The 22,826-nt window shown below is 41.9% G+C and carries 24 protein-coding genes, 1 tRNA gene and 1 pseudogene; 14 read left to right on the top strand and 12 right to left on the bottom strand.

Translation table 11 applies throughout. The features are described 5' to 3' along the window. Positions 1-180 precede the first annotated feature (180 nt). From GXP67_RS07670 to GXP67_RS07635, 8 genes are all read right to left on the bottom strand, one after another. Complete coding sequence (locus GXP67_RS07670; RefSeq protein ID WP_162442594.1) at positions 181-567, bottom strand: hypothetical protein; 387 nt, start codon at positions 565-567, stop codon at positions 181-183. 170 nt (positions 568-737) lie between these two features. Beyond that, positions 738-1,166, bottom strand: a complete 429-nt coding sequence (locus GXP67_RS07665) for an EamA family transporter (protein WP_232065030.1) — start codon at positions 1,164-1,166, stop codon at positions 738-740. A gap of 59 nt (positions 1,167-1,225) precedes the next feature. Continuing rightward, positions 1,226-1,858, bottom strand: coding sequence for a hypothetical protein (locus GXP67_RS07660; RefSeq protein ID WP_162442593.1), 633 nt, complete (start codon positions 1,856-1,858; stop codon positions 1,226-1,228). A gap of 64 nt (positions 1,859-1,922) precedes the next feature. Next, positions 1,923-3,122 carry a serine hydrolase domain-containing protein gene (locus GXP67_RS07655; protein WP_162442592.1) on the bottom strand — a complete coding sequence of 400 codons (1,200 nt, stop codon included), beginning with the start codon at positions 3,120-3,122 and terminating at the stop codon, positions 1,923-1,925. After that, entirely contained in the window at positions 3,098-3,604 is a 507-nt protein-coding gene (locus GXP67_RS37765) for a serine hydrolase domain-containing protein (RefSeq protein ID WP_162442591.1), read from the bottom strand. The genes GXP67_RS07655 and GXP67_RS37765 overlap by 25 nt, the downstream gene beginning before the upstream one ends. A gap of 115 nt (positions 3,605-3,719) precedes the next feature. Beyond that, complete coding sequence (locus GXP67_RS07645; protein ID WP_232065027.1) at positions 3,720-3,968, bottom strand: LytTR family DNA-binding domain-containing protein; 249 nt, start codon at positions 3,966-3,968, stop codon at positions 3,720-3,722. Continuing rightward, on the bottom strand, positions 3,962-4,561 hold the full coding sequence (locus tag GXP67_RS07640; protein ID WP_162442590.1) for a hypothetical protein: 600 nt from the start codon (positions 4,559-4,561) through the stop codon (positions 3,962-3,964). The genes GXP67_RS07645 and GXP67_RS07640 overlap by 7 nt, the downstream gene beginning before the upstream one ends. A gap of 36 nt (positions 4,562-4,597) precedes the next feature. Next, on the bottom strand, positions 4,598-5,830 hold the full coding sequence (locus GXP67_RS07635) for a metallophosphoesterase (RefSeq protein WP_162442589.1): 1,233 nt from the start codon (positions 5,828-5,830) through the stop codon (positions 4,598-4,600). 379 nt (positions 5,831-6,209) lie between these two features. On the opposite strand from GXP67_RS07635, the gene GXP67_RS07630 reads away from it, so the two are divergent. Further along, the gene (locus GXP67_RS07630; protein ID WP_162442588.1) at positions 6,210-6,401 is read left to right on the top strand and encodes a DUF1059 domain-containing protein; all 192 of its coding nucleotides are present in this window, start codon (positions 6,210-6,212) and stop codon (positions 6,399-6,401) included. On the opposite strand, the gene GXP67_RS07625 is transcribed toward GXP67_RS07630, so the two are convergent. Continuing rightward, complete coding sequence (locus GXP67_RS07625) at positions 6,363-6,647, bottom strand: T9SS type B sorting domain-containing protein (RefSeq protein ID WP_162442587.1); 285 nt, start codon at positions 6,645-6,647, stop codon at positions 6,363-6,365. The two genes, GXP67_RS07630 and GXP67_RS07625, sit on opposite strands and share 39 nt — an antisense overlap. 290 nt (positions 6,648-6,937) lie before the next feature. On the opposite strand from GXP67_RS07625, the gene GXP67_RS07620 reads away from it, so the two are divergent. From GXP67_RS07620 to GXP67_RS07565, 12 genes and pseudogenes are all read left to right on the top strand, one after another. Beyond that, entirely contained in the window at positions 6,938-7,714 is a 777-nt protein-coding gene (locus tag GXP67_RS07620) for a TatD family hydrolase (RefSeq protein ID WP_162442586.1), read from the top strand. A 225-nt stretch (positions 7,715-7,939) separates the two neighbouring features. Continuing rightward, positions 7,940-9,004: an asparaginase gene (locus GXP67_RS07615; protein ID WP_162442585.1), complete on the top strand. Its 1,065-nt coding sequence runs from the start codon at positions 7,940-7,942 to the stop codon at positions 9,002-9,004. Between the two features lie 118 nt (positions 9,005-9,122). Beyond that, positions 9,123-9,210 (top strand) — tRNA-Ser (locus tag GXP67_RS07610). 93 nt (positions 9,211-9,303) lie between these two features. Further along, the gene (locus tag GXP67_RS07605) at positions 9,304-10,128 is read left to right on the top strand and encodes a MotA/TolQ/ExbB proton channel family protein (protein ID WP_162442584.1); all 825 of its coding nucleotides are present in this window, start codon (positions 9,304-9,306) and stop codon (positions 10,126-10,128) included. A gap of 15 nt (positions 10,129-10,143) precedes the next feature. Beyond that, a complete protein-coding gene (locus tag GXP67_RS07600; RefSeq protein ID WP_162442583.1) occupies positions 10,144-10,572 on the top strand; it encodes a hypothetical protein in 429 nt (142 codons plus the stop codon). 12 nt (positions 10,573-10,584) lie between these two features. After that, the gene (locus tag GXP67_RS07595; RefSeq protein WP_162442582.1) at positions 10,585-11,145 is read left to right on the top strand and encodes an ExbD/TolR family protein; all 561 of its coding nucleotides are present in this window, start codon (positions 10,585-10,587) and stop codon (positions 11,143-11,145) included. 6 nt (positions 11,146-11,151) lie between these two features. Further along, entirely contained in the window at positions 11,152-11,625 is a 474-nt protein-coding gene (locus tag GXP67_RS07590) for an ExbD/TolR family protein (RefSeq protein ID WP_162442581.1), read from the top strand. Between the two features lie 156 nt (positions 11,626-11,781). Further along, on the top strand, positions 11,782-13,119 hold the full coding sequence (locus GXP67_RS07585; protein WP_162442580.1) for an MFS transporter: 1,338 nt from the start codon (positions 11,782-11,784) through the stop codon (positions 13,117-13,119). A gap of 170 nt (positions 13,120-13,289) precedes the next feature. Further along, on the top strand, positions 13,290-13,811 hold the full coding sequence (locus tag GXP67_RS07580; protein ID WP_162442579.1) for a hypothetical protein: 522 nt from the start codon (positions 13,290-13,292) through the stop codon (positions 13,809-13,811). A gap of 188 nt (positions 13,812-13,999) precedes the next feature. Further along, positions 14,000-14,844 (top strand): annotated as a pseudogene (locus GXP67_RS07575) (4-hydroxy-3-methylbut-2-enyl diphosphate reductase). A 39-nt stretch (positions 14,845-14,883) separates the two neighbouring features. Continuing rightward, positions 14,884-15,585, top strand: coding sequence for a fatty acid desaturase (locus GXP67_RS07570; protein WP_162442578.1), 702 nt, complete (start codon positions 14,884-14,886; stop codon positions 15,583-15,585). A gap of 73 nt (positions 15,586-15,658) precedes the next feature. Then, positions 15,659-16,108, top strand: coding sequence for a sterol desaturase family protein (locus GXP67_RS07565; protein ID WP_162442577.1), 450 nt, complete (start codon positions 15,659-15,661; stop codon positions 16,106-16,108). 71 nt (positions 16,109-16,179) lie between these two features. Here GXP67_RS07565 and GXP67_RS07560 read toward each other — a convergent pair whose 3' ends face one another. From GXP67_RS07560 to GXP67_RS07550, 3 genes are all read right to left on the bottom strand, one after another. After that, complete coding sequence (locus tag GXP67_RS07560; RefSeq protein ID WP_162442576.1) at positions 16,180-16,926, bottom strand: succinate dehydrogenase/fumarate reductase iron-sulfur subunit; 747 nt, start codon at positions 16,924-16,926, stop codon at positions 16,180-16,182. A gap of 82 nt (positions 16,927-17,008) precedes the next feature. Beyond that, positions 17,009-18,922: a fumarate reductase/succinate dehydrogenase flavoprotein subunit gene (locus GXP67_RS07555; protein ID WP_162442575.1), complete on the bottom strand. Its 1,914-nt coding sequence runs from the start codon at positions 18,920-18,922 to the stop codon at positions 17,009-17,011. A 129-nt stretch (positions 18,923-19,051) separates the two neighbouring features. Further along, positions 19,052-19,729, bottom strand: coding sequence for a succinate dehydrogenase cytochrome b subunit (locus GXP67_RS07550; protein ID WP_162442574.1), 678 nt, complete (start codon positions 19,727-19,729; stop codon positions 19,052-19,054). Between the two features lie 270 nt (positions 19,730-19,999). Between GXP67_RS07550 and GXP67_RS07545 the strand changes: the two genes are divergently transcribed. After that, positions 20,000-22,777 carry a T9SS type B sorting domain-containing protein gene (locus GXP67_RS07545; RefSeq protein ID WP_162442573.1) on the top strand — a complete coding sequence of 926 codons (2,778 nt, stop codon included), beginning with the start codon at positions 20,000-20,002 and terminating at the stop codon, positions 22,775-22,777. Positions 22,778-22,826 lie beyond the last annotated feature (49 nt).

Here is a 22,826-nt window from a genome sequence, read left to right as displayed (position 1 = left end):
TATGAAATGGGTATGAGGCTGAAAGTCATTCCTGCCAGAGAATCACCATCAACTTACATAAGGAAGCCAGGAAGAAATGGATTACAAGCTAATCCAATATGGCTTAGCCCAGTGATTTATTGTATAATACCTATGGTACAGGGCAAATAAATACCTTGCAATCTATTATCCGGCAGGAGATCAGCAGGATTTGGGAGGCTGCCAGATGGTAGCTAAATAAACGGTATAATGTGCTGTTTTGTAGAAAGGTTTTGTAATAATCTGATATGCTGATTGCCGGGTACAGGTAAAATATACCGTTTCCAGCATAAAAAATAATCCGCTCACCGCATGTTGCTGAAAAGGCAGGCAACCAGCATCCTGATGAGTATCTTCGTGGTTTTTCTTCTGAGCACCGTAATGCAGCGAAAGAAAATCCAATAAGGTGAATGAAGTATTCTGGCTGCTATGTTCCTGGTAATGTTCTATCAGATGGGGTAATTTGCTTAGTTCATAGGTATCCATTTGCGGCAAGAAGCTGGCCACCGCAAAAAAGAAAACCAGAAATTTAGAAAAAGCTGGTATCATGCACTGGCAAATATAGGCAATAATCTCCTGATCTGGATTATCATGCTTAGAAGAATCCTAATTTAGAATGAAACTATGCAGGAAATTACAGGCAATAAATGTTCGTCAGGCTGTTGTTACACTCCTCAGCTTAGCTACCAGGAAAAGATAAACGGATTTTCATAAGCCAGTTATTTCCAGGCCAGAATAATCATTCCCGTAATAATAAAGCCAGCACCAATCAAAATTTTTGCTGTAACAGGTTCTTTCAGCAGCAGAAAGGAAAGCAGAATGGTTACTACAATACTGGCTTTATCAATGCTGGCTACATAAGACACTTGTCCTTCTTTCATCGCCCGGTAATAAAAAATCCAGGATAGGGAAGTAGTAATGCCAGATATAGTGAGGAAGATCAGGTTGCTTTTGGGGGCTTGCCTGATTTGGGCTACAGCATCATTAAGTAAAAAGGCATTGAGCGTAACAATTCCAAAAACGACTATCGTCCGGATAGCTAAAGCTACGTCGCTGCTAAGTTCTTTCATTCCGAACTTAGCAATTACTGAAGTTAACCCTGCAAACAGCATGGAGGTTACAGCAAACAGTTTCCATTTTTCTATCATAAGTGTGTGAAGTTTTACCGCTATACAACGAAAAGGCAGGCAGCCAGATACAACTTCTGTTACTTTATCTCAATAGCTTTTCCCAGCGTAAGGTCTGGCAGATTTATTTTTCTGTAATAAAAGTCCTTATCTGCATAGGTGAATGATTTGCTGTTATTAATATCCCGCTGAATCTTTATGAGTCCAAAGCCTTGCTTTTCAAAAAGCTCAATGGAAACCACATGTTCTGTTTCATTGGTTAATGCCTTGAGCCTTTCTCCTTTTGGAGTAGTTGCATACAAAATGGAAGGATCTTTTTCGTCAATGCGGCCGCTGTTATTATAGTCTGTAGTTTTTACCAGAAGAAAAACCCATTCCCTGGTTATGTTCTTTGGTTGTGGATTTACTCCCTGGTTATACCTGTAGGGTGTATTTATTTTAAAAGCTTCAATGTAGGTATCTTTCTCAAAAAGTTTTCTGTAACTATCTGCCGTATAATCGTATACCAGCAAATTAGCATAATAATCGCCCCAGAAAGCTATTTTATTGTCAGACATGAATTCCTGGTTGTAACGTAGTGGAATAAACAGGGTAGAAAGCGAATCAGTGAATATGGGTTCACCAAAATAATGCGCTGTTTTGGTGTTCTGGCAATTAGCATGCTGCGTAATCACACAAAGAATCAGAATACATGGGAAGATCATTTTTAACATAGGATGTAGCCGTATGGCTGCTATGATGCACTTATTCCGGTTGGAGTTGCTTCTCAATAAAAAATTACTTCTTTTCAAATAACAATCCTGAAACGCCATCCCGGTTAAAATGAAATCCTGTTATGATTCCTGCTGCATTGGTCTGGAAAACGAGCGTATTGTTTCCCATCAGGTCTGCCAGAAATAGGTGATTTTCCATAGGGGTAAAGGGAATATGAATCAGCCTGAAAATACGAAGGCCCAGTTTACCTTTACGTAAGGTCAGCCGGTAGGTGAAGTTGAGTTCTTTGCTATAATACTTGCCGGCATAGGCTTTGAGTTGTTTTGTGGTCTGTTGCTCTGGCTGTATTTTATGCAGGGTGAATTCATTTGCTCTTTCTCTATATTGTATTACCTGTTCACTGGTTTCGGTGTGTGTAAAATGATAAGCATATTCTTCAGAGCCTTTATTTACAAAGGTATGTTCATCTTGTGCAATCAGAGGCTCCTGGTAGCCATGTACTGACCTGGCTGCATACAATTCATCATTCTTTACTGTAATGACCCGCAATTCTGCCTTTCCATCTACATTCAGGTAATAGCCAGCTTTCTCATGTAGAGCAGTTTGGATGCTTGAATCAGGTTTTGCTACTGTAGACTGGAATGCTTCTGGGGCTATCCATTCACCCATTTTCAGCAGTTTTGCAGTCAGGTTATACATATTATCAGCATTGGAAAGACAAATAATAGTAAGTTCCAGGTCCGGAAAACGTACGATTTCGGCTTTGTAACCTCTATCAGCACCGCTGTGGGTAATGACCATTTGTCCTTTATACACTTCTGTTTCCAGGCCATAGGCATACGAAAGCGTAGCGCCATCATTCAACTTGCCAGGGGTAAGTATTTGCTCAATGAGTTCAGTATTGCCTTTACCCAGCCGGTTGTGGTAAAAATTCTGATCCCACTGATACAGGTCATCCAGTGTAGTAATCAGCCCGGATGATCCGACTGTATTGCCTTTGAAGTGTCCTCTCCGGTATGAGAAGCCTTTGCCATGATAGCGTACCTCGTAGCCTTGGGCTAATTGTGGCTTCTCTCCGGTGATTTTTCCGGCGAAATAGCTCTCTTGCATATGCAAGGATTTAAAGATGGCTTCGTCTATAAATTCCTGAAAGGGTTTTCCGCTCACCTTCGCAATAATTTCTGCCAGCAGTACATACGCTCCATTGTTATAGGCATGGTTTTCTCCGGGTTTATTATTCAAACCAGTTTGCCGGCTGAGCATAGTAATGACATTCCGGTTGGTATAGTATTTTCGCCTTTAAATTTCATGCCGACCAGGGTAAATCCATCCCGCAGGCCACTGGTGTGATAAATCAAATGCCTGATGCGGATAGTATCTCCCATAAACGGAAGATAGGGCAGGTGTTTACGTATATCATCATCTATATTGAGTTTGCCTTGTTCAGCGAGTAAGGCAATTCCCATCGCCGTAAATTGTTTGGAAACCGAAGCTACCCAGAAAGCATGTTTGGTGGTTAAAGGAATCTTGTTTTCGACATCGGCCATGCCGAAAGCCTTTTTATAAATGAATTCTCCGTGGTGAATGATGCCAATGACTGCTCCCGGAGATTTATTAGTGTGCCAGGTGGCGAATTCTCCATCAATGCGGGTTGCTGTAGCCGCAGGTAGAGACTGTGCCTGTACCAGTTTTGCTGTTAATAGGGAGAGAAATAAGAGAGAATAAATCAAAAATAAGCTTTTCATCTTGTTGGATTTGTTTTCTTGTGCCGACACAAAACAAATCCAAAAAAGGCATGTTGGCGCAAGAATAAGGCCGGTTGTCGCCCAACTGCATAAAAAATGGCGACCAATTGCAAGCTTAGCGTTTCAGCCACTGACGGAATGCAGGCGCTTTATCCCGGCTTATGGTAAGGTTGGGAGGCAGTTTGGGGTGAGCTTTCAGATGTACAAGTAATTTGCCATATGTATCGGCTTGCATACTGTTGACGATAGTGGCAGCGACAATAAACTTCCGGTTGGCCCGGAAAAATAAAGATGCTGGCAGTTGTTCTGCCAGTTTGTCTAAAGATAAATCGATCAGATAGGTTTTATTGTCATGTGTCAGCACAAAAGTTTCTTTCTCTTCAGAATACAGGCAAAGTATATCCGGAAAGGGACGACAATATCCCGTTTTCCCATTTTTACAACCAAATGTTCATTTGCAAATGTATGCTCTTCCTGCAATTGCCTGGCAAGCGCCTGCTTTTCTGTAATACTCCGCAGGTACACATCATAATAGTACAGGCTTACATAAATGGCATTGCCCAGCAGCAAAAAAATAAGAGCGATAATCAGGTCAAGACTGAAGTAATGTTCCAGCGGATAGGGACGGATGAACGCATAATCTGTAAATACCAGTGCTGTTAAAGCGATTAAGCCAGCAATACAGGTAAGCGGTATCTGTATGGCCAGCCGCTTTACAAGATGATGTTCCCAGGGGTGATATCTGTCCAGCCGGGTAATAACGAACCGGAGCACCTGCCAGACAAGAAATATTTTGACTACATCGCTGCAAAATTCGTAAACCAGCCACCAGTTAAACTGTATATTATTATAGGTAAGGTAATAGGAGAAAACCGTAATGAGTGGAATGCCAATAATTTGTATCCACTTATCCCGGTAAACAGGTAATGCCCGTGCTTGTAAGGGTTGCTCCAACATGCAGCTTTATTTCAGCCTCACCAAATATAGGCAATTCTACACATTGGCAGTGCTTCCATTCGTTACCTGTACTTGTTCGAGTTGTTTCTGGAACATTACTACCGGGTGTTTGTCGAGTTCGTCGGCTGGTTCTACTACCTTCATCCAGGTTTCACCATTGGTATAATAGTTAATCTGAAAAATACCCCGGTGGGCATGGGTAAACGAAGCTTTTCCGCCTTTGTGTACAAAGGAAACTTTGCTTCCTGAACCGCTCACAATATAGTGATTATGATGCTGGTTGAAGTATTGCAGGTTATGGTCATGGCCGGCGGCATACACAATATTCTGGTATTTTTTAAACACCTTCAGCAATCCTTTCCGCATCCGGCGGTAACGGGGGTGCGACATATCTTCATATGCCCCAAATAAACGCCGGTACAAAGGATAGAGTGAGCCTGCGACCGGAAGTGGAATGTACAGTTTTTTATGCGCCGAGGTAAGCGGAAAAATATGGTGTTTCATAGAGAATTTGCCTCCGTGCAGGGCATTACTGTATAAGGGATGATGGGCGGCTACCAGAATTTTGCGGTGTGAATTCCTGGAAATGGCATCATCGAGTAATTGAAAAAAATGTTCTTCACTCTGGGCTTCACATTGGTAAAAAGGTCCGATAGGTTTTACGCCCCGCTGTACCCACCATTGTGTATTGATGATAATCAGCAGGACTTCTTCTGTGAGATCAACGAGAACTGGGCCAGGACAACCATTATCTGGCAAAAATACATTTCCCCGGTTGAGGTATTGCTCAATATATTCTTCCTGGCGGCGCAGGTATTCAAAACCATTCTTCTTTCCCTTATTCCAGTCGTGGTTGCCGGATAGATAATATACCTTGCCTTTAAAATCAGTAAATAAGTCAAGTTGCGCTTTGAGCCGTTCTTCAGAAATGCGGCGCAGGCGGTGCCCAGGTTCCGGAAGACCTCTGGGATAAATATTGTCTCCCAGAAAAACAACCGCCATTTTTTCGTTTTTATTGGCAATCTGGCTGGCTAGCATATTCAAGATTGGATCTTTGCCATTTAATGCCGGATACCCCATATCGCCTACCAGTAATACGGTATAAGCTAATTCTGCCTGATCCTCCGGATGCCTGGTTTGCCACTTGCCTTCAATTCTCCGGTAATATGGTTTCCGGCTGGTCCAGTAATCTTTAAGCTGGTGGGGGGCAAGCGGCGAATTGCGTATGCGGTTATATTGTTTTTTTAGACGGCCTGATATACTGCTCATATTTCAAACGTAACAGAAATACATTTTCACCATTCGATTCTTTAAGGTTAAACTGTAAAGGGTGGGTAAAAGGTTTTGTATTTTGAGAGATTGTATGGAAGCAGGATTGCACACATTTAAATATATACAGGATTTATGTGATAGTTGAGGGCTGCATGAAACAGGTTATATTTTAAGGAACCTGTATAAATAGAATGTGATTCATAACCATATTAATTCCTGGCAATTTTTATCCAGGCACTTATTAACACCAGTTTAAAAATACATAAAATCAGGTATTGACAAGAGCTGAATTATACACTACATTTAAGTAAGCTTTTTTGTAATAGGCAGGTAGATTTTCCCGATAATATTTTTCTCCACTTAAAATCACTTTACCATGAAAGTTCTGAATTGCCGTGATGCCGGATTTGACTGTAACATAGTTATTATGGCAGAAAATGAAAATGAGGTGATGCGCCAGGCTGCTGAGCATGCCAGAGAGGTGCATGGAATGGAGGTAACTCCTGAAATGGCACAAGAGATCAAGAGCTTAATCCGGGAGGAAAACGAGAGAGCCGCTTCCGTTTAGTTTAGTTACCATCTGCCGCAATACATGCACCCTGCCTTTAAACGTCCGGATGCTGGATAGATCATGCAAAAAGTAAAAGTACATTCCAGCATCTACAACCTGGGCTGACCAGTAGTTGCCATGATTTTTTGTTTCGAATACTGCCTTTCCCCAATGGTTAGTATTAGTAATAGATAGCGACCAGTTCTCCTGTAAATCGGGCATGAGGAAAGTTTCATTGAATCCTTCCTGGTGAGACGTAATCATCTTTGGAATCGTACTTGGGCATTCTTCAAATAAAACTGTAATACGATCCTGCCCGCTACAGATTTTTTTACCTATACCCAATAAGTGCCGGATTCTATTATTCTCTGGGGTTCTCCGGCACACCCATTTTGCCACACATTCAATTCTTCTGCCCCGGGTACGCCCGGGTAAAACCCTGTTGCGCTTTTAAAATTTATATAATTTCTCTCCGGGAGCCTGTTTCCTGTTTTTTCCGGCTAATATTGCAGTTTTAATAAGTAGCCATACCTGTCTATTGGCTACGTAAACTTATGATTGATACACACGCACATATTTATGCTCCTGAATTTGACGGAGACCGGAAACAAATGCTGGAACGTACCTTTGCTGCCGGAGTGACCCGGATTTATATGCCTAATATTGACCATACCTCAATAGAAGGCATGCTGGCGCTGGCAAAAACCTATCCCGACCAGTGCTTACCAATGATGGGCTTACATCCCTGCTATGTAAATGCCTCTTTTGAAAAAGAATTGCAACTGGTTGAAGACTGGCTGGCTAAACATCCATTTTCAGCTGTAGGAGAGATCGGACTGGATTTTTACTGGTCCACTGAGTTCCGGCAACAGCAGGAGGAGGCTTTCCGGTTCCAGGTAAAGCTGGCTAAAAAACACCAGCTGCCAATTGTAATACATTGCCGGAACTCGTTTGACGAAACGGTAGCATTATTAAAGGAGATCGGAACAGAAGGAGTAAACGGCATTTTTCATTGTTTTACCGGCAATCTGTCAGAGGCCTCGCAAGTGATCGGGATGGGATTTCTTCTGGGAATTGGAGGAGTAAGCACCTTTAAAAATGGAGGCTTGGATCAGGTATTACCACATGTAGCGTTAGAGCATATCGTTCTGGAAACCGACAGTCCTTACCTGGCGCCAGTACCTTTCCGGGGAAAGCGCAATGAAACAGCGTATCTGCCCATCGTTGCCCAGAGAGTAGCCGATTTAAAACAAACATCCCTGGAAGAGGTAAACCGGATCACTACTCAAAATGCTTTGGCTCTGTTTGGTAGAAATGACTTGAGTGAATAGATAATTACAGACTTTTAGAATAACAGGATTACAGAAGGTCAGAATAAAAAATAAATTATATAATTCAGTAATTCAGTAATTCAGTAATTCAGTAATTCAGTAATTCAGTAATTCAGTAATTCAGTAATTCAGTAATTCAGTAATTCAGTAATTCAGTAATTCAGTAATTCAGTAATTCAGTAATTCAACCATATAATCCCTCCATCTCTCAATCACTCATTTTTCATGTACACCACCGTTAAAATCCGGACAGCCGCTACTCCTCAGGCAAGTACTTCCATTCTTACCCTCTATACTGGCGGAACATTCGGGATGGTATACAACCGGGCCGGGCAACTGGTGCCGTTCGATTTTGAACATATTGTGGAGCGCGTACCGGAGTTGAGCCGTTTTGATTTTGAACTGACTGTTATTGCATTTGCAAAGCCGATAGATTCCTCCAATGTAACTCCTGAACACTGGATAGAAATGGCTCAAATTATTTATAACAATTATGAGCTATATGACGGATTTGTAATTCTCCACGGTACAGATACCATGGCATACAGTGCCTCTGCGTTGAGTTTCTTGCTCGAAAATCTGAATAAGCCGGTGATCTTTACAGGCTCTCAGATTCCAATAGGTGCCGTACGGACCGATGCCCGGAGAAATCTGATTACAGCCCTGGAAATAGCTTCAGCAAGAAATGCAGAGGGTAATCCCATGGTACCAGAAGTATGTATCTATTTTAATAATTTTTTGTGGAGAGGCAACCGGGCCAAAAAAGTAGAAAGTGCCCATTTTGATGCCTTTTATTCCGACAATTATCCGGCTCTGGCAGAGGCAGGCATAAGCATTGACTATAACAAACAGCTAATAATGCCTTATAAGCGTGCAAACGATATTAAATGCTGTACAAAAATGAACTCAAATGTGGCTATACTAAAATTATTTCCTGGGATTCATTTGAATATAGTAAATAATATTTTGCATATTCCGGGATTGAAAGGCTTAGTATTGGAAACATATGGTTCAGGAAATGCGCCTACATCGGCTGGGTTTATTGATGCTTTGGCAGAGGCCATTGACCGTCAGGTGATTATTCTGAATATTTCACAATGCAGCGGCGGAAAGGTAGTACAGGGCAAGTATGAAACCAGTAAGAAATTAGCGGAAATTGGCGTTTTAAGCGGAAAAGATTTAACAACAGAAGCAGGTATTACCAAAATGATGTACTTGCTGGGAAGAGAAAATTTTTTGGAAGACGTGAAAAAACAATTAATTTGCCCGATAAGAGGAGAGATGCTTTGATTGCAGGTTCAAATCATATCATTTTACTAAGATTTGGTAGTAAAAAATTATTTTAAAACTTGCATATGCACTTTTTTCTTGATTTCTTTGTGCCACAAGATTGTGTTTAATTCAAAAAAGAGAGGTGTCCGAGTGGTTGAAGGAGCACGCCTGGAAAGTGTGTATACCTCTAAAGGGTATCGAGGGTTCGAATCCCTTCCTCTCTGCTCTCTTGGGTACAGCGAAATTACTTTTGATAACTGAAATTTTTTAAAATTTATAAACCTTTTAAACCTAATACAATCGCTAACAATCAAACTATGAAAAAGTTATTAGCTTCTTTGATGCTTGCCGGTACCCTGACCCTTGGCTTTTCTGCAAACCTGATGGCACAAGACACAACCTCTACAACAACAGCAACAGACACAGCCACCACGGCAACAGAAGATGCTGGTGTTCCTGTATCCACTGCTACAGATGATGCTGTAGCAGAAGAGCAAAGTTTCCATCAGATCGTAAAAGAAAATTTTATTTCCGGTGGTGTGGAATACATGGTGCCTATTCTTCTTTGTTTCATTTTCGGCCTGGCTATTGCCATCGAAAGGATCATTACCTTGAATCTGGCTTCCACCAACACTAAAAAATTATTAACCAGGGTAGAAGATGCGCTGAACACTGGTGGCGTAGAAGCTGCTAAAGAAGTTACCAGAAGCACCCGCGGACCGGTTGCCTCTATTTTTACACAAGGCCTGATGCGGGCTCCTGAAGGCGTAGATATGGTAGAAAAATCTATTGTATCTTATGGTTCCGTAGAAATGGGTAAACTGGAAAAAGGTTTGGTTTGGTTGTCTCTCTTTATTGCACTTGCCCCAATGCTTGGTTTCTTGGGAACGGTTGTGGGTATGATCTTCGCCTTCCAGGCTATTGCTGCTGCCGGTGACGTTTCTCCAACAGTAGTTGCTAGCGGTATCCAGGTGGCTTTGATTACTACCGTAGGTGGTTTGATTGTAGCTATTATTCTTCAGGTATTTTATAACTACCTCGTTACTAAAATTGATTCTATTGTAAGCCAGATGGAAGATGCTTCTATCACCCTGGTAGATACTTTAGTAAAATATAACATAACAAAAGGCGGTTTAAGATAATATATAAAAATAACTATGAAGAAGGCACTTTTTTTAGTACTTATAACGTTTATTGGTATATCAGTAATCGGTTCTACTGAGCTTATGGCACAGGAAGCTGCTCCTGTTTCGCAAGAGGGAACAGGCTGGATAGATGTAGCATTATATATATCGTATATAATGTGTATTATAGCAGCTTTAGGTGCTGTAATTGCACCTATATTTCAGGCCGCCGGCGACCCTAAATCTTTAGTTAAATCCGGCTTAGGCCTGGTTGCGATGTTGGTATTATTTCTTATAGGATATATGATTTCTGATAATGAAGTAAGACCAACCTATATTCCTTTTGGAGTGGGTGAAGGCGGATCTAAAGCGATAGGCGGCGCATTAATAGCTTCTTATATAATGACTATTATTGCTGTAATTGGAATCGTATATACTGAGATTTCTAATTTAGTTAAGTAAAATTTTAAATCTATGGCAAAGAAAAAAAGCAGGGCAATCCCTGAAATTAACGCCAGCTCAATGGCTGATATTGCCTTTCTGCTGTTAATCTTTTTCCTGGTAACTACTACCATTGGTGCAGACAAAGGTTTGAATATGCTGCTGCCTCCAAAGAAAGATCCAACTGCACCTGTTGATGTTAACTTGAAAGACAAAAATGTATTTAAGGTAATTGTTAACTCCAGAAATCAACTCCTGGTAGAAGATGAACCTATGGATGTGCGGATATTGAAAGAAGAATGTAAAAAATTCTTGTCTAATAACAACGCTGATCCAACTTTGTCTGAAAGTCCAGAGAAAGCAGTGGTTTCTTTGAAAACAGATAGGGGTACAGATTACAAAGTATATGTAAAGGTTCTGGATGAACTGATTGCGGCTTATAATGAATTACGTGCGGAGAAATTAGGTATCAGTGTAGAGCGGTATCTACAATTAGATGAAAAAAATCCAAAAGAAGATGAATTGCTGAAATATGCCCAAAAAGTATATCCCCGCCGTTTATCTGAGGCCGAACCTACAAGCGTTGTAAAGTAAAAGAATATGGCAAAGTTTAGCAAAAAATCAAACGCAAATCCGACAATATCTACGGCATCATTGCCGGATATTATTTTCATTCTTTTGTTCTTTTTCATGGTAACAACCAGAATGCGGGATACTAGTATTATGGTGCAGCAGCGATTGCCTGCAGCCACCCAGTTACAGGAAATTGAGCAAAAGTCTTTGGTAAGTTATATTTATGTAGGAAAACCGAAAGAGCCTGGTCAGCATGGAACAGAACCCCGGGTACAAGTAGATGATGTATTTATTCCAACTACTGGCATTCCACAGTTTGTAGAACTGGAAAAGGCAAAATTACCTGAAGCTGAAAGAGCTATGATCTGGATGTCCCTGAAAGTAGATAATGAAACCAAAATGGGTATTCTGAATGATGTAAAATTGCAATTACGCGAAGCTAATGCATTGAAGATTAATTACTCATCTGTTCGTGCTGGTGTCGCAGCCGCTGGTATGTAAATACAAAAATAAGTTATATAACAAAAGTCTTTCTGCATCTGCGGAAAGACTTTTGTTTTTTACAGGATTATGATACATTTATAGTAACCCTCAATAGCAATAGGTTTTATATTCAACGCTATTTCTTGGTTCTCAGGTTGCTGATAATGTATTAATATGAACAGTAAGCCTCTTACACTTACTTCCGGGCCATTGGTGGAAAAGAACAATCCCAAGGTATTAAATGCCTGGTGCCTGTACGACTGGGCCAATTCTGTATACACCCTTACCATTGCAACGGCAGTTTTTCCTATCTACTTTACAGCCGTAACAACCAAGCCAGATGGCAGTGACCAGATTCCTTTTTTGTGGATGACCAAAAGCAGCTCAGTAGTGTATACCTATTCATTATCTATTGCTTTTCTGCTTGTTGCTTTCATTTCCCCTCTTCTCTCTGGTATTGCCGATTACAGCGGAAACAAGAAGCTGTTTATGAAGTTTTTTGTATATATGGGCAGTATCGCCTGTATAACCCTGTATTTTTTCGATAGCCAGCATATCTCATTAGGTATTGTTTGTTTCATTGTGGCAAGTATAGGCTATGCCGGAAGCCTTGTGTTTTATAATGCTTTTCTACCCCAGATCGCTACCCCGGATCGTTTTGATAGCTTAAGTGCCAAAGGATACTCCTTGGGATATATTGGAAGTGTATTGTTATTAATTATGAACCTGGTAATTATTCAAAAACCAGATTGGTTTGGTTTACAAGCAGGTACTTTGCCAGCCAGAATCTCTTTTGTGATGGTGGGTGTGTGGTGGTTAGGGTTTTCAGCCTACTCTTTGTATTATTTACCGGATAGTGTGCATGAAAAAAAAACTGATACCAACTACCTGTTGAAAGGATTTTACGAATTAAAAAGTGTAATGGCAGAAGTGAAACAAGATGCTATTCTAAAAACCTTCCTGTTAGGATTCTTTTTTTATAGTATGGGGTTTCAATGCATTATGTACCTGGCTGGCATATTTGGTGCGAAAGAATTAAAGTTACCGGAAGGCAACCTGATTGCAGTTTTGCTGATCATCCAGTTAGTAGGCATCGGAGGGGCAATGCTATTTGTATATATAGCTAAAAAAGCAGGGAATCTGCAAACATTATCCACTGGCGTACTGGTGTGTATGCTGATTTGTGTTGCAGCTTATTTTATTTATACCGCTTTGCAATTTTATATACTGGCTGTTATTGTAGGTATGGTAATGGGAGGGATTCAAAGTATGTCGAGGTCGACCTATTCCAGGTTGTTGCCAGAAACCAAAGATCATGCTTCGTATTTCAGTTTTTACGAATTCACGGAGAAAACAGGCATTGTGCTGGGCACGGCTACCTATGCATTTATTGAAGATAGTACAGGAAGCCGCCGCATGCCTTTATTTGCCTTAATTGTATTTTTTATGATTGGCCTGTTTTTTTTAATTCGTTTAATTGTATACAGGCCTATTCCTGCAAAAACTACCTGAATAAGGTCAGTTAGAAACTGCTCTGTCAGGGCATAACGGTTAATACCAGCTGGCTTATTTTCATGTTAAACAAAACTATCTCTAATTGTGAGAAGTGGTCTGCATAAATTTACCAGGAAGAAAACTGAGATTTTATGCAACGAAATAGAATTAAATGAGTTCATAAAAGGATGAATATCCTTACACTCCTGGTACTGATCTTATTTAGTGCGCTTACAGCTGGAGATAATCCATCAACCGATATGAATACGATCCGGCAAGAATATATTGAAGCGGTTAACAGTGATAACAAAACAGATGAATTATTGAAGAAACTGAGCAAAACGGCTGGAACCGAACCTTTACTTATTGCTTATAAAGGTGCCACAGAAGCCCTGAAAGCCAAGCATGCTTTCAATCCCTATACCAAGCTCAGTTATTTAAAAAAATCGAATGAAAGCCTGCAGCAAGCCATACAACTGCGTCCGCAGGATGTAGAAATCCGCTTTCTCCGGTTTTCCATACAGCATTATCTCCCGGCATTCCTACGGTCCGATAAAGAATTACAAGAGGATAAATCAGTGATTATTGAACATTTGAAAGATGAAGGATTAGAAAAACCGCTTCGACAAAGCATCGGTAAGTTTATGCTGGAAAGCGGCAGATGTACGGCCCAGGAAGTGAAACAGGTAAAAATTGCCCTTGAAAGTTAGCAGACGGACAATAGATAGTGAGTTGTAATAGCATATGGAATTTATATCAGGATGCTTCATAACAACAGTTTATTAGAAAGCTGAGCCGGTACATTTTTTAGGAAACAATTGCTATATATCCTTTTCCATCCTCCATCTTCAATTTTCCAACTTCCAAAACTATTTTTTGGTTTTAGAGTTGTATCCATATGCTGAACCTGCAAGTAACCATCGATCATAACTCAGGCTTTTGTTTTGGAGTGGTGTATGCCATAGAAATGGCGGAAGACATTCTCGATGAACAAGGCTACTTATATTGCCTGGGTGATATCGTACACAACGATGAAGAAGTAAAGCGCCTGGAGGCGAAAGGCTTGCGTATTATCTCACAGAAGACTTAGTAGGATTACGAGATGAGAAAGTATTGATCCGGGCGCATGGCGAGCCGCCTGCTACTTATGAAATGGCGCTCAAAAATAATCTGGAACTGATTGATGCTTCCTGCCCGGTAGTGCTAAAATTGCAGAACCGCATTAAGAATTCGTTTGACAAAGACCAAAATATTTATATATATGGCAAACATGGACATGCAGAAGTAGTGGGTTTACTGGGGCAGACCAATAATGAAGCGGTAGTTTTTCAGGATATGGCTGAACTCGATATGAGTGCCTTACCCAAACAACTCACTCTTTACAGCCAGACGACCAAAAGTACAAATAAGTTCTACGAAATTTCCCGGCAATTAACCGACGCGGGCATTGAGGTAGAAACGAATGACACCATCTGCCGGCAGGTTTCTAACCGGGATAAAGAGTTAAGAATATTTGCCGGGAAATTCGATAAAATTATGTTTGTATCGGGTTCCAAATCATCTAATGGAAAAGTGTTGTATAATGTGTGTAAGGAAACCAATCCGCAGACGTATTTCGTTTCCAGTGTAGAAGATTTGAATACAAGCTGGTTTACAGCTGGAGAAACGATTGGCATTTGTGGGGCTACTTCTACGCCGATGTGGCTGATGGAACAAGTGCGAGATCAATTAATATCTTTATAAATTGCTTCCGGTTGGCAGCCTTTCTATGATTTTTCTACCATGAAGCATTCGTCTGATACAAATACCGGAATTGTGATAGCCTGCCTGATTATAGGCAGCTGGGCTGGTTTGCTGGCATATCTGCTTTTTAGATATAGCGTCAATTTTTATTCTCCGCTTACTTACCTGTTTGTTTTACTACAAACACATTTGTTTACCGGCCTGTTTATTACAGCGCATGATGCCATGCATGGAGTGGTAGCTAAAAACAAAAAACTCAATAAATTGATTGGACAGCTTTGTGCTACTTTATTTGTATATAACTCTTATAGCCGTTTATTCCCTAAACACCACGAGCATCATAAGTATGTGAAATCAGGCAAAGATCCGGACTATTATAAAGGTAATTTCTTTATCTGGTACTTTCATTTTATGAAGCAGTATGTAAGTATAGGGCAGATTATACTGGCAGCCGTAACCTATAATTTACTTATCCTGGTATCCCCGGAAAGTAATGTGATCACCTTCTGGGTTGTTCCTTCTTTGCTATCAACTTTGCAATTATTTTATTTTGGAACCTACCTGCCACATAAAGGCGAACACGCACCGGATAATATTCACCAATCGAATAGCCAGTCGAAAAACCATGTTCTGGCTTTTCTGAGCTGTTATTTCTTTGGCTATCATTATGAGCATCACCATGCTCCGGGTACGCCCTGGTGGAAATTATACAAGGTGAAAGAATTGAATGTGAGTAAATAAGTAAAGGTTGGGTACGTTGTTTTAACAAGAGACTTACAAATAAACACGGAACGATTCAATTTATAAGAATCCTATGTATTGGTACTATATTCTGATCACACTGATAGCTTTTGTCGCTATGGAAGCGTTAGCCTGGTTTATGCATAAATATGTAATGCATGGCTTTATGTGGAACTGGCATAAATCCCACCATAGCCCCAATGAAGGTATATTTGAGCGGAATGATCTGTTTGCAGTCCTTTTTTCTATACCGGCGGTTGGCAGTATGATGATTGGATTAACGTACCGGGAAGAGTGGTACTGGCTGTTTTGGACAGGAATAGGAATTACGTTGTATGGCGTTGTATACTTTGTTTTTCACGATATAATTGTTCACCGCCGCATCCGGTTTAATGCCCGTCCGGGAAATCCTTATCTGAAAAACATCATCCGGGCACACAAGGTACACCACAAAAACAGGGACCGTAATAAGGGAGAAGCCTTCGGATTCTTGTATAGCGCAAAAAAATACACCGCTGAATAATCGTTCAGCGGTGTATGTAGTTGAATGGTTAAATTATTATAGTAAAATAGCCTATTTAACTATTCAAGTGATTAAACATTGTCTGAAGTCAGTTTAGCGCCAGTGTATTCTCTATACAAGCGGGCAATATTGGTCATATCGATACCAACGGGACATTCTGCGGAGCAGGCACCAGTATTGGTACAAGCACCAAATCCTTCAACATCCATTTGCGCTACCATTTTTTCAGCACGCAATTTGCGTTCTGCTTTTCCCTGGGGCAATAATGCAAATTTGCTTACCTGAGCTCCTACAAACAGCATGGCAGAAGCATTTTTGCAAGCCGCTACACAGGCGCCACAGCCGATACAAGCCGCAGAGTTGAAAGCTTCATCGGCCACTATTTTAGGAATCGGCGTTTCATTGGCATCGCGGGCACTTCCTGTATTCACCGAAATATATCCACCAGCTTGAACGATCCGGTCAAAGGCAGAACGGTCTACGATCAGGTCTTTTACAATCGGAAAACTTCTGGCACGCCAGGGTTCAATTACAATAGTTTCGCCATCTTTAAAATGACGCATATGCAACTGACAGGTAGTCGTACGGATCGGTCCGTGGGGTCTGCCATTGATGTAAAGATTACAGGTTCCACAAATTCCTTCGCGGCAGTCGTGGTCGAAAGCGATAGGCTCTTCTCCTTTTGCAGCCAGTTTTTCGTTCAGGTCATCCAGCATTTCCAGAAAAGACATATGTGAATTTACGTCTACATTGTAATCTGCCAGTTTACCTTCTGCATTGGCATGTTTTTGCCGCCATATTCTCAGTGTGAGTTTCATTTGTATAGAGATTAATGATTAGAGATAGATGAACAGCAGAAAAATCAATATTATACTTTTATGATCTGCTGTTCACAACTCATTATTTATAGCTTCTTTGTGTGAGTTTTACGTTTTCAAAAATCAGATCTTCTTTGTGTAATTCCTCTTCTTTGCCAGGGCCTTTGTATTCCCAGGCGGCAACATATGAGTAGTTGGCATCATCGCGTTTAGCTTCTCCATCTTCCGTCTGGTATTCTTCCCGGAAGTGTCCGCCACAGGATTCATTGCGGTTCAGGGCATCGTCTACCATCAATTCGCCCAGTTCGATAAAGTCAGCCACCCGGCTTGCTTTTTCCAGTGTCTGATTGAGTTCTTCGTTAACACCCAGCACTTTTACATCTCGCCAGAATTCTTCTTTCAAGGCTTTTATTTTAGCTTTAGCCCCTTTCAATCCTTCTGCATGGCGTGACATACCGCAGAAATCCCACATGATCTTACCTAGTTCCTTATGGAACGTATCTACTGTTTTTTTGCCATTAATGGAAAGCAGCCGGGTAATCATATCTCTTACTCCCTTTTCTGCTTCCTGAAAGGCCGGGTGAGAAGCTTCAACTTTTGCCGCAGGTAAAGTAGCCAGATAGTCACCAATGGTATATGGAATTACAAAATAACCATCAGCTAAACCTTGCATCAGTGCACTTGCTCCCAGTCGGTTAGCGCCGTGATCAGAGAAGTTAGCTTCACCCAACGCATAACAACCAGGTATAGTGGTCATTAGATTATAATCTACCCACAAGCCACCCATAGTATAGTGTACCGCAGGATAAATGCGCATGGGGGTTTTATATGGATTTTCACCGGTAATTTTCTCATACATTTCAAACAGGTTACCATATTTGGCTGAGATCACTTTTTCACTATCGCGTTTGATGGCATCTGCAAAATCGAGGTAAACAGCTAGTTTGGTATCACCTACGCCACGGCCTTCATCACATACATATTTGGCATTCCGGGAAGCCACATCACGGGGAACCAGGTTACCAAAAGAGGGATATCTTCTTTCCAGAAAATAATCCCGCTCTTGTTCGGGTATATCTTCGGGCTTACGTGTATCACCTTGTTTTTTCGGTACCCACACCCGTCCATCATTCCGCAACGATTCCGACATCAGCGTCAACTTTGACTGGTACTCTCCGGATACTGGAATACAGGTGGGATGGATCTGGGTAAAGCAGGGATTTCCAAAGAAAGCACCTTTTTTGTGCGCACGCCAGGTAGCACTTACATTACAACCCATGGCATTAGTAGAGAGGTAAAATACGTTGCCATATCCTCCGGTACACAGCAATACAGCATGTCCGCTATGAGATTCAATCTGGCCGGTAATCAGGTTGCGGGTAATAATACCACGGGCCCTGCCATCTACCATCACCAAGTCGAGCATTTCGGAACGGGTATACAATTTTATTTTACCACTTGCCACCTGACGGCTCATGGCGCTATACGCACCCAGCAACAACTGCTGTCCAGTCTGGCCACGGGCATAAAATGTTCTGGAGACCTGGGCACCTCCAAAAGAACGGTTGGCGAGTAAGCCACCATATTCACGGGCAAACGGTACACCTTGCGCTACACACTGGTCTATAATATTCACACTTACTTCTGCCAGGCGGTACACATTTCCTTCTCTTGCCCGGTAGTCTCCCCCTTTTACGGTGTCATAAAATAGGCGATAGACGCTATCGCCATCATTCTGATAATTTTTGGCTGCATTAATACCGCCCTGCGCGGCAATACTGTGCGCGCGGCGGGGGCTATCGTGAAAAGTAAAAGCTTTTACATTGTAGCCAAGTTCAGCCAGAGAGGCAGCGGCAGAGGCGCCAGCCAGTCCGGTTCCCACTACAATTATATCGTATTTCCTCTTGTTGGCAGGATTTACCAGCTTTAAGTTAAACTTATGCTTGGTCCATTTGTCTGCCAGAGGGCCTTCCGGAACTTTAGATTCTAATGTCATATATGTCAGCGTTTTGCTATACACCTTTCGGCTTTAGCCTAAGTTAAATGTATGTGTAAATAAAACAGATTACAATGAGTTAAACCAAATACTTTTTAATCTGTTCTAACCCATTTATAAGCATTGTTGTTATAAGCCAGATAGTAAAAAGTACAGCGGAAAAGCCGCAAAAGCCGCCGGAAAAAGGATTGCAATCACCAGGCCTATTTTCTGAATGAGTGGAGTGTACTTAGTATGCCGGATTCCCAGGCTTTGGAAACCACTTTGAAAGCCATGCATCAGGTGAAAGGAGAGCAATACCATGGCTATAATGTACAAAATAGAGAGCCACCATTCCTGACGGAAAACGGTAACTACCAGATTATACATATCTTTATTACCCCACTGATCTATTCCCGGATCCCCAAACTTATATCGATACCAGAAATTCTGAATATGCGTTATCAGAAAAATAAGCACGATACTTCCCGATAAACCCATATTCCTGGAAAACCAGGAGCTATTTGCAGATGGATTGTTATAGGCATATGCCTGGGGTCTTGCTTTCTGATTCCGTCGGGTAAGTACAACAGACGTATATACGTGAATCACTACACCGAGCACTAAAACAATTTCAAGCACCCTGATGATGCCAGCAGTAGACATAAAGTGAGAATATTCATTAAATGCTTGTCCGCCATCACCTCTGAACATAAGCAGGTTGCCCGACAGGTGGACAAACAGAAAAGAAACCAGGAATAATCCGGTGAGCGCCATTACCAGTTTGCGGCCAATTGTACTGGTAAGCGTTTGGGTAATCCAACTCATATGAAAATTGTATTAAAATTAGTTTAACAAATAATTAACAAATCGAAAACGCTCAAAGTTACACCCGGCTTGGGTATTAAGCAACGCAAATGTTTATTTTAATAAAGTTAATTTTAAGCATTTACCTTACATGTGTATTTAATATTTATAAGGTAGTACAGCAGGTTTATAACAAGGGCTTGTTTGTTTTGTTTACCCAAATAATAGCTTAACTTTGATAAGTATGTTTTCTATGATATAGTCCAGTTTTACAGCCTTTTTCAGCCGGTTATGCGATATTTCTTATCCACCTTTTTCTGTTTACTGCTGGGTTTAGCTCTGGTAGAAAGCGCCTATGCTTCCCATGTTCGGGCAGGTGAAATCACAGCTGTCCGAGATAGAAGTGCTGCCAACCGGAATACATTAACTTATATCTTCACTTTCACTATGTACCGGGATATGTGTGGTTCTTGTGTGCAGGCGGGTCCGGAAGAGCTGTTTTTCGGGGATGGCACAAGCAGTGGTAGATTAGAGCCAGTAAGCAAGGATACCATAGGAAATCGGACAGAAAAAGTTACTTATATATACACCCATACCTATAGTGCTCCAGGAATTTATATTATACATATTTCAGTTGAAAATCGCAATGATAAGGTGCTGAATATGTTTGATTCACTCAATACACCATTCCATGTAAAAACGACTTTATTTATCAACCAGTCAGTAGGTATCAACAATACGCCTATATTGCTTAATGCCCCAATTGACCTGGCTAGGGTAGGACAGCGATTTATTCATAATCCTGATGCTTTTGATATTGATGGGGATGTGCTCAGATACCGACTGACAACACCGCAACTAGGATACAATCGCAATGTAAATGGCTATCGTCATCCACATTTGGTGCAGCCTCCAGGCCGTTCAGAAACTAGAGGGCCAGCTACATTTTCTATCGATTCTCTCACTGGCGATCTGGTGTGGGATTCGCCAGTTTTACAAGGATTGTATAACGTAGCCTTTGTAATCGAGGAATGGAGGAATGGGATCAAGATCGGGGAGGTGGTCCGGGACATGCAGATCATTGTCAGAGACAATCCCAACAACCGGCCCAACCTGGAAATACCTAATGATACCTGTATTGTGGCCGGCTCTTTTCTGCAAGGGGTGGCCACCGCCACAGACCCGGATAAGAACAGAATCCGCCTGACTGCCAGCAGCGGCTTGTTTCAAGACAATTTTCCTGCACCTAAGCCTACCTTCACGGTACCTGCCCTACAGATGTCTCCGGTTACAGGGCTATTTGAATGGCAGAGTGAGTGTGTGCATGTTCGGAAAGAGCCTTATCAGGTAGTATTTAAAGCCGAAGATTTACCAGGAACTGGTGATGATTCACCAAATAAGTTAGTAGACATCAAGGTCTGGCAGATCACGGTGGTAGGGCCAAGACCAACAGGGCTGCGGGCTACTCCCCAGGGCGCCAACATGCAACTTTCCTGGGATGCTTACACCTGCTCAAATGCGGCTGAAATGATCATTTACCGAAGAGTGGGCTGTACAGACATTGATACCAGTGTGTGTAACACCGGCCTTGTGGCTGCCACCGGCTATGTGGAGATCGGCAGGGTGCCCATCGGCACTACAACATTTATTGATACCAACAATGGATTGGGACTTGATCCGGGCACCAACTATTCCTATAGGATCGTAGCCGGGTTTGCCCCGCCACAGGGAGGAGAAAGTTTAGCTTCGGCTGAAGCCTGTACCGCTCTGAGCCTGGACATGCCCTTTATTACAAATGTGGATGTGCAAGCCACTTCTTCCACACAAGGAGAGATCTTAGTGAAGTGGATACAGCCTTTGGAGTTAGACACCAAAGTCAATCCCGGACCTTACCGTTATGATTTGTACAGAGGCAATGGTTTTCAAGGAGGAGCTTTGCAGCGAATCCGCACAGTAACACTGAACAGTTTTTCTCAGGCCACAGCAGGAGATACTACTTACCTTGACAAAAGCCTGAACACAGCTGATTCTGTCTATCACTATGTCTTGTTTTTCTACACAGGAGCCGGTCTGCAGGATTCCACCCAATCGGCTTCCAGTGTTAGGTTGACAGCCACACCGGTGGTGAATGCCATTGAGTTAAGCTGGCAGGCACAGGTGCCCTGGAGCAATGCCAACACCACTCATAAGGTATACAGGGAAAGCAGAGCAGCCAAAGGCAGTTTTGAGTTGATTGCCACTGTGGAGGTAGGGGCAGAAAGCTCTTTCCGCTTTACAGACACAGGCAATGGGATCGTGTTGGATGAGGATTCGCTGTATTGTTACTATGTGGAAACCTCAGGCAGCTACAGCACCAGTAAGATACCCTCACCTTTGCTTAACAAGTCACAGGTGATCTGTGCATCTCCGCTTGATACCTTGAAGCCTTGTCCGCCTTTGCTTGCCATAGATGTGTTGGATTGTGCTTCGTTTGTAGCTGACAAAGGCAATTGTAATCTGAGTTCTTTCTCAAACAAGCTTACCTGGGAACCGGCCGCGATCAGTGCCTCATGTGATGAGGATGTGGTGGGCTACAGGTTGTATTACAAGCGTTATATGGAGGATGAGGACTATGAGTTGATTGCCAGTTTGCCTGCTACAGCAAGGGAGTATGTCCACAGTGGCCTGCGCTCTTTTGCCGGGTGTTATTACCTGACAGCAGTGGATGAGGATGGACAGGAGAGTGATCCGAGCAATGAAGTCTGCAAGGACAACTGTCCCTATTATGAGCTGCCCAATGTGATCACAGTCAATGGGGATGGCAAGAATGATGAGCTGAGACCCTTTGAATGTCCTTTGTTTGTGGAGAAGGTAGAGATCAGCATTCACAACCGGTGGGGCAGGAGTGTGTTTGAAAGTGAAGACAACATCTTCATCAATTGGGATGGAAGGCTTTTAGTAACAGAAGTATCTTCAGAGGGCCAGGTAAGCACAGGGGTATATTACTATTTAGCCAAAGTGCGCTTTGCCCGATTAAGCAGAAAGGATGAACTGGTTCAGATCAAAGGTTGGGTCCATGTCCTTAGGTAAGTAAGAATTCAGCCTGCTTTTATTTTAGTTTATATTTTTGTATATTCTT

Origin of the sequence: Rhodocytophaga rosea, assembly GCF_010119975.1 — a bacterium.
Classification (GTDB): domain Bacteria; phylum Bacteroidota; class Bacteroidia; order Cytophagales; family 172606-1; genus Rhodocytophaga; species Rhodocytophaga rosea.
Note: the sequence above shows the minus strand (reverse complement) of the source record. Positions and strands in the feature narration are given on the sequence as shown.

Coding starts and splice junctions, on each gene's coding strand:
- GXP67_RS07555 (WP_162442575.1), bottom strand. CDS start 18,922: ATGACATTAGAATCTAAAGTTCCGGAAGGCCCTCTGGCAGACAAATGG.
- GXP67_RS07625 (WP_162442587.1), bottom strand. CDS start 6,647: ATGATTACGTCTCACCAGGAAGGATTCAATGAAACTTTCCTCATGCCC.
- GXP67_RS07570 (WP_162442578.1), top strand. CDS start 14,884: ATGAAGCATTCGTCTGATACAAATACCGGAATTGTGATAGCCTGCCTG.
- GXP67_RS07640 (WP_162442590.1), bottom strand. CDS start 4,561: ATGTTGGAGCAACCCTTACAAGCACGGGCATTACCTGTTTACCGGGAT.
- GXP67_RS07560 (WP_162442576.1), bottom strand. CDS start 16,926: ATGAAACTCACACTGAGAATATGGCGGCAAAAACATGCCAATGCAGAA.
- GXP67_RS07600 (WP_162442583.1), top strand. CDS start 10,144: ATGAAGAAGGCACTTTTTTTAGTACTTATAACGTTTATTGGTATATCA.
- GXP67_RS07545 (WP_162442573.1), top strand. CDS start 20,000: ATGCGATATTTCTTATCCACCTTTTTCTGTTTACTGCTGGGTTTAGCT.
- GXP67_RS07635 (WP_162442589.1), bottom strand. CDS start 5,830: ATGAGCAGTATATCAGGCCGTCTAAAAAAACAATATAACCGCATACGC.
- GXP67_RS37765 (WP_162442591.1), bottom strand. CDS start 3,604: ATGAAAAGCTTATTTTTGATTTATTCTCTCTTATTTCTCTCCCTATTA.
- GXP67_RS07615 (WP_162442585.1), top strand. CDS start 7,940: ATGTACACCACCGTTAAAATCCGGACAGCCGCTACTCCTCAGGCAAGT.
- GXP67_RS07595 (WP_162442582.1), top strand. CDS start 10,585: ATGGCAAAGAAAAAAAGCAGGGCAATCCCTGAAATTAACGCCAGCTCA.
- GXP67_RS07670 (WP_162442594.1), bottom strand. CDS start 567: ATGATACCAGCTTTTTCTAAATTTCTGGTTTTCTTTTTTGCGGTGGCC.
- GXP67_RS07565 (WP_162442577.1), top strand. CDS start 15,659: ATGTATTGGTACTATATTCTGATCACACTGATAGCTTTTGTCGCTATG.
- GXP67_RS07580 (WP_162442579.1), top strand. CDS start 13,290: ATGAATATCCTTACACTCCTGGTACTGATCTTATTTAGTGCGCTTACA.
- GXP67_RS07655 (WP_162442592.1), bottom strand. CDS start 3,122: ATGCTCAGCCGGCAAACTGGTTTGAATAATAAACCCGGAGAAAACCAT.
- GXP67_RS07590 (WP_162442581.1), top strand. CDS start 11,152: ATGGCAAAGTTTAGCAAAAAATCAAACGCAAATCCGACAATATCTACG.
- GXP67_RS07620 (WP_162442586.1), top strand. CDS start 6,938: ATGATTGATACACACGCACATATTTATGCTCCTGAATTTGACGGAGAC.
- GXP67_RS07550 (WP_162442574.1), bottom strand. CDS start 19,729: ATGAGTTGGATTACCCAAACGCTTACCAGTACAATTGGCCGCAAACTG.
- GXP67_RS07630 (WP_162442588.1), top strand. CDS start 6,210: ATGAAAGTTCTGAATTGCCGTGATGCCGGATTTGACTGTAACATAGTT.
- GXP67_RS07660 (WP_162442593.1), bottom strand. CDS start 1,858: ATGTTAAAAATGATCTTCCCATGTATTCTGATTCTTTGTGTGATTACG.
- GXP67_RS07585 (WP_162442580.1), top strand. CDS start 11,782: ATGAACAGTAAGCCTCTTACACTTACTTCCGGGCCATTGGTGGAAAAG.
- GXP67_RS07605 (WP_162442584.1), top strand. CDS start 9,304: ATGAAAAAGTTATTAGCTTCTTTGATGCTTGCCGGTACCCTGACCCTT.
- GXP67_RS07665 (WP_232065030.1), bottom strand. CDS start 1,166: ATGATAGAAAAATGGAAACTGTTTGCTGTAACCTCCATGCTGTTTGCA.